The organism is Candidatus Coatesbacteria bacterium (assembly GCA_014728225.1).
Taxonomy (GTDB): domain Bacteria; phylum RBG-13-66-14; class RBG-13-66-14; order RBG-13-66-14; family RBG-13-66-14; genus WJLX01.
Genome location: WJLX01000001.1, coordinates 1 through 4,966 on the forward strand (window position 1 = coordinate 1; position 4,966 = coordinate 4,966).

The following is a 4,966-nucleotide window of genomic DNA, read 5'->3' on the forward strand; positions in this document are numbered from 1 at the left end:
CCGGCGGCCGAGGAGCTGCGTGAGATCGACAACGCCTGGTACTGGGCCGAGGAGGCCGTCCTCATCGAGGGTCCGGAGGCGGGTAACGTCTACCTCTGGTTCCGGGAGTTGAAGGAGGACGCCTACTTCGCCGATGAGCCGACGGCGGGGTTCGCCCTACCGTATTTGATCGAGGAGCCGCGCAGCGGGATGGCGGTCTGGTTCGAGCTGCCGCCGCTGCCGTGGTTCGTCGAGGCCGACGCCGACGCGGGTTACGGCTTGCAGCTCTACTACTACATCGGGCCGCCGGAGACGACGGCGCAGATGACGATCTATACGGGCAACGGCGAGCTGATCTCCGCGGGCGGCCTGCTGACGGGGCGCCACTTCACCCAGCCGATCCGGGCGGCGGAGCTGGAGTACGGGTTGGCGGTGCTGTTGCGCTTCGACGAGCTGCCGCCGGACTGCGTCAGCATCCTGACCGCCGTCGGCGTGCTGCCGGGTAACGAGGGCTGGCCCGATCTGATCGACAACCTGCCCGCGGACCCCGAAGACTGGTAACAACAATCCGGCGCCTAGTCGGCTGTTTTGACTGTAACGATCTACCTCCCCGCAACAGGAAAGGCTCATCCCCCAGTGAAGACGGAACTCGTCCAGCCGAGCATCACAGAGACATTGCGGCCCTTCGGGGTCCGTCTGGCCGCGTGGTGGAGCCGGGATTGGCGGAGTAAGGTTCTCCTGCTGCTCGGCGGCGTGGGCGTTCTCGGCGTCATCGGTTTGCTGGTCCACAAGCTGCCGGTCTACGGCCAGATCGATCTGCGGCTGTTCTACGACTTCGGCCGAACCTACTACGAGGGGGGCGAGCTATACCAACTGCGCTGGGAAGGCTTCAGCTACCTCTACCCGCCTTTCTTCGCCGGTTTCGTCGGCTTGTTCGCCTGGGTGCCCTACCCCGTGTTCGCCCTGATCTTCAACCTGCTGAGCCTGTTGTCGACAGTGTTGGCGGTGGTTCTGTCGCTGACCCTGCTCAGGCCGCAGCTCAAGGAGCGCCAGGCCCACCGGGTGCTCCTGCTGGGGTTGTTGTTGTCGGTCTTTTTCATCTTCTACAATCTGCAGTACGGTCAGGTGAACACCCTGGTGTTGACGCTGGTGTTGGCGGGTGTTTACCGTGCGGAGCAGGGCGGTGACCTCCGGGCGGGTGTTTACCTCGGGCTGGCTTTCTCGGTCAAGCTGATCCCGGGGGTCTTCATCCTCTACTTCCTGCTGCGCGGTCGCTGGCGGATCCTGCTGTCGTCGGCGGTGGTCGCTTTGGTGCTCAACGTCGTCTTTCCCGTCGTCACCCACGGTTTCGAGACCTACCTCAGTGAGATCGGCAAATACATCAGCTGCATGACCGACTTTTTGGTCAGCGACGCCAGGTTCACCCCCTGGTACACCAACCAGGGTCTCTACAACGCCCTGGCGCGTCTGTTGACCGATCGTGATTTCCACTACGTCCACTCGATCAACCTCGTCAGCCTGAGTCCGACGGCCTTCGCTTGGTTGATGCGCGGGGTCAAGCTGGCCGTACTGGGTTCGACGGCCTTCGCCCTCTGGCGGCGCCGACGGGATTACGAGGATCGGCTGATCGATTACGCCCTGATGCTGGCGGCGCTGTTGCTCCTGATCGGCGTAACCGGCACCCATCACCTGACCCTGCTGCTGCCGGCCAACCTGTTGCTGGCCTACTGGTTCTACAGCGAGCGGCGGCGGGTCGGTCTGAGTCTGCTGGTGTTCTACGGCGCGGCCATCAACCTGCCGTTGTTGTATTACGTGGTCAGCTTCGCGGCCCCGGGCTTCTTCGAGAGCAACCTCCAATACTACCAGGCCGCGCATTTCTTCTACCCCTACACCGTCTACATGACGGCGGTCTGGGGCTATCTGCTCTACCGTCGGCTCAAGCGCCGCGAGCCCGAACCGCCGCCGTGAACGCCGAGCGGCCGGCCGTCCCCGAGCCCGCCGCCGTCTGGCGCCCGGCGGCCGACGGGCTGAAGCGGCTCTGGGGCCGGGCCTGGTGGACCAAAGCCTTGGTGGGCCTCGGCCTGCTGATCATCCTCGGGCTGACCTATTACGTCGGCCTGCGGCTGGTCGAGTGGGGCGACACCGACCTGGCCCGCTTCCACGGCTACGGTCGCGCCGTGATCGAGGACCGGCCCCTCTACCGGGAGCGCTGGAGCGGCGGCGAGTATCTCTATCCGCCCTTCTTCGCCCTGGCCCTGACCGCCCTGGCCTGGCTGCCCGTGGGGCTGTTCGCCTTCCTCTGGGGCCTGGTCAACCTGGCGGCCACGGCGCTGGCCCTGCTGTTCGCCCTGGTGCTCGTCGAACCGCTGCGCCACCGGCGTGGCCGCCGCTCAATCCTGCTCTGGCTGCTGGCGCTGAGCTGGGCCTTCTGGAACAAGAACCTGACCGCGGGCCAGCTCAACGCCGTCCTGTTGCTGCTGGTCCTGGCCGGCGTCCATCAACTGGAGCGTGGCCACGACGCCGGGGCCGGCCTGTTGCTGGGTTTGGCGACGGCGCTCAAGCTGACCCCGGGGTTGCTGCTGGTCTACCTGCTGCTGCGCGGACGCTGGAGGGTGATCCTCTGGGCGACGGGGATCTTTCTGGTCCTCAACCTCGTCGTTCCCCTCGTCGTCTGGGGGCCGGAGCGGCTGTTCGGCGAGTACGCCGTCTACCTGGAGTGCCTGTCGCGCAGCTTCCTCGGCGCCGTGAGCGTCCACACCTGGTACGACAACCAGGCCCCGGCGGCCCTGTTGACCCGGCTGAGCGCGGCCGCCGACTTCAGCCTCGAGGCCTCCCGGGTGGCCGTCGTGACTGAGCCGTTGGTCGTCTGGGGCCGGCGGATCCTGGCCCTGCTGCTGGTCGGTGGGACCGTCGCCGCGCTGTGGAAGCGCCCCGGCGGCTACCGCGGCCGCCTCATCGACTACGCCCTGCTGGCGGCCCTGCCCCTGGCACTGACCGCCACCACCTGGAAGCATCACTATCTGGGCCTGGTCCCCGCCCTGCTGCTTCTGGTACTATACTGGTGGGAAGACTCCGCCGGGCGCGGCCCGCTGACCGTCCTCGTCGTCCTCGGTCTGGGGGTCAACCTGCTGGCCTTGGGCGACATCCTCCCCGGCGCCCTGATCGGCGAGGCGGCCCGGCCGCTGCGCTACGCCCATTTCTTCTACCCCTTCGTCGCCTACCTGCTGGCGGTCTACGGCTGGCTGCTGACACGGCGCTGGAGCACGTTGTCAACGTCCGGGCCAACTCCGTCCCCGAGCGACCCGGCGCTACCCCAGGGAGTCGAAGATGCGTAAACTCCTTCTCCTGCTCGTGCTGACCCTGGTCTTCGCCGCCACCGCCGACGTCCGGCCCCCCGACCTGTCGACCGCCCTCGAGAACGACTACTACACCGCCGGCCTCGAGCGCTACGGCAACCAGGTCCTGCTGTACAACGTCATGCCCAACACCGCGGGCCGGTTGGGCGAGGATCCCGCCGCCGGCTTCATCATCCCCGTGGTGCTGCGCGACGTCGCCGCCGGAACCTACTTCGAGCTGTCGACGCCCCTGGGCTTCACCCCGGACCCGGAGGCCGACTACCGGTTGTTCATCCGCTACGGCGTCTCCGGCGACGAGTGGGTCGACGACATCCCGACTTACCGGCTGACCCTGCGGCCGGGCCGGGACGCGGAATGGCTCGACGTCGCCGGCCACGAGTTCGACACCGCCCTCGAACCACCGGCCTACGGCGACCTGCTGCACCTCGACGTCGGCGGCTTCTACCCCGAGGACGAGAGCGTCGAGATCAGCGCCGTCTTCGAGCTCTACCTCGTCGTCGCCCTGGCGACGGAGGAACCGCCGGGGCTCGACGCTCTGTTCGCCGCTCTGCGGGACGATCCCCCGGCGGGCACCGCCGCCCGGCTGGTCGACTACTCCGACGAACCGTAGGTTTTTTGTAGTTACATGTTGTTAACAAAAACTCTTACTATAAGGAGGAGAGATGCGGTATTTACTCGACACAAACGTTTTCTATGATTTAGAAGATGGCACACTAGACGAAGAGGCATTTGAAGAACATTATAAAGATCATGATTTATATAGTAGCATGATCAATTTTATAGAAATATCAACATCAACAAGAACAGATACAGCTAAAAAGGTAAATGTGGCACGTAAGCTATTAAAATATGATATGGTTCCTGATAGTAATGAAGTTCTTAAGGAGCATTTGATTGGAGAGAAAGCACTCAATAATAGTGCGATGTATATTAGTAACATTAATGATTTTGTAAATAATCCAGGTGACCAGCAGGTCGTGGAATACTTACAAGATATAGAAGGGGTGAGGACGAATGCGTCATTAGCCTTTAAAGAAGATGTTAATAGAATTCGACCTATTCTGTATATATATTATGGCGGTAAGAAAAACCTAGAAAGTAATAATTTTAATGCTTTGATAGATGACTTGCCCGATCTTATTGACGAAGGAAAAATGCTAGATATTCTTACAGATAGACTTAGGGATGCAATTAATGATAACTCTATAAAATGTAAATATGAAGAAATCCCAACAGGATTAAGGACTTATGTGTATGCATATTATGCATACATTCTAAGGAAAATTGTTGAGGATGAGGTTGCACTCTATAACGATTACTGTGATTTAGAGCAACTGATTTATTGTAATTTGTATGTTGATAAAGTATTGTCGAGTGATAGCATGATAAATGACATACTTGTAAATTATTTAGAAGAATTAATTATTGAGAACCCTAGGGAAAAATAACACAAGGATGAAACAATGCTCACCTTCATCCTGACCTCGGCCGCCGTCATCGGCGGGATCGCCGTCGGACTGGGCCTCCTCCTGGCCCTGGCCGACCGCTTCCTGGCCGAATACGGCGAGTGCGAGCTGATCCTCAACGAGGACAAGGAGTTGACCGTCAAAGGCGGCAACTCCCTGCTCTAC

General features: G+C 61.1%; 5 protein-coding genes. All 5 read left to right on the forward strand.

The features are described from left to right. Window positions 1-567 precede the first annotated feature (567 nt). Window positions 568-1,947 (forward strand): DUF2029 domain-containing protein, encoded by a 1,380-nt coding sequence (locus GF399_00005; protein ID MBD3398700.1) that lies wholly within the window; start codon window positions 568-570, stop codon window positions 1,945-1,947. Next, window positions 1,518-3,314: a DUF2029 domain-containing protein gene (locus GF399_00010; protein ID MBD3398701.1), complete on the forward strand. Its 1,797-nt coding sequence runs from the start codon at window positions 1,518-1,520 to the stop codon at window positions 3,312-3,314. Before GF399_00005 ends, GF399_00010 begins: the two co-directional genes overlap by 430 nt. Beyond that, window positions 3,307-3,945 carry a hypothetical protein gene (locus tag GF399_00015; protein ID MBD3398702.1) on the forward strand — a complete coding sequence of 213 codons (639 nt, stop codon included), beginning with the start codon at window positions 3,307-3,309 and terminating at the stop codon, window positions 3,943-3,945. Before GF399_00010 ends, GF399_00015 begins: the two co-directional genes overlap by 8 nt. 52 nt (window positions 3,946-3,997) lie before the next feature. Beyond that, a complete protein-coding gene (locus GF399_00020) occupies window positions 3,998-4,783 on the forward strand; it encodes a hypothetical protein (protein ID MBD3398703.1) in 786 nt (261 codons plus the stop codon). Window positions 4,784-4,798: 15 nt separating this feature from the next. Continuing rightward, on the forward strand, window positions 4,799-4,966 hold a 168-nt coding region (locus GF399_00025; GenBank protein ID MBD3398704.1), incomplete at its 3' end, for an oxidoreductase.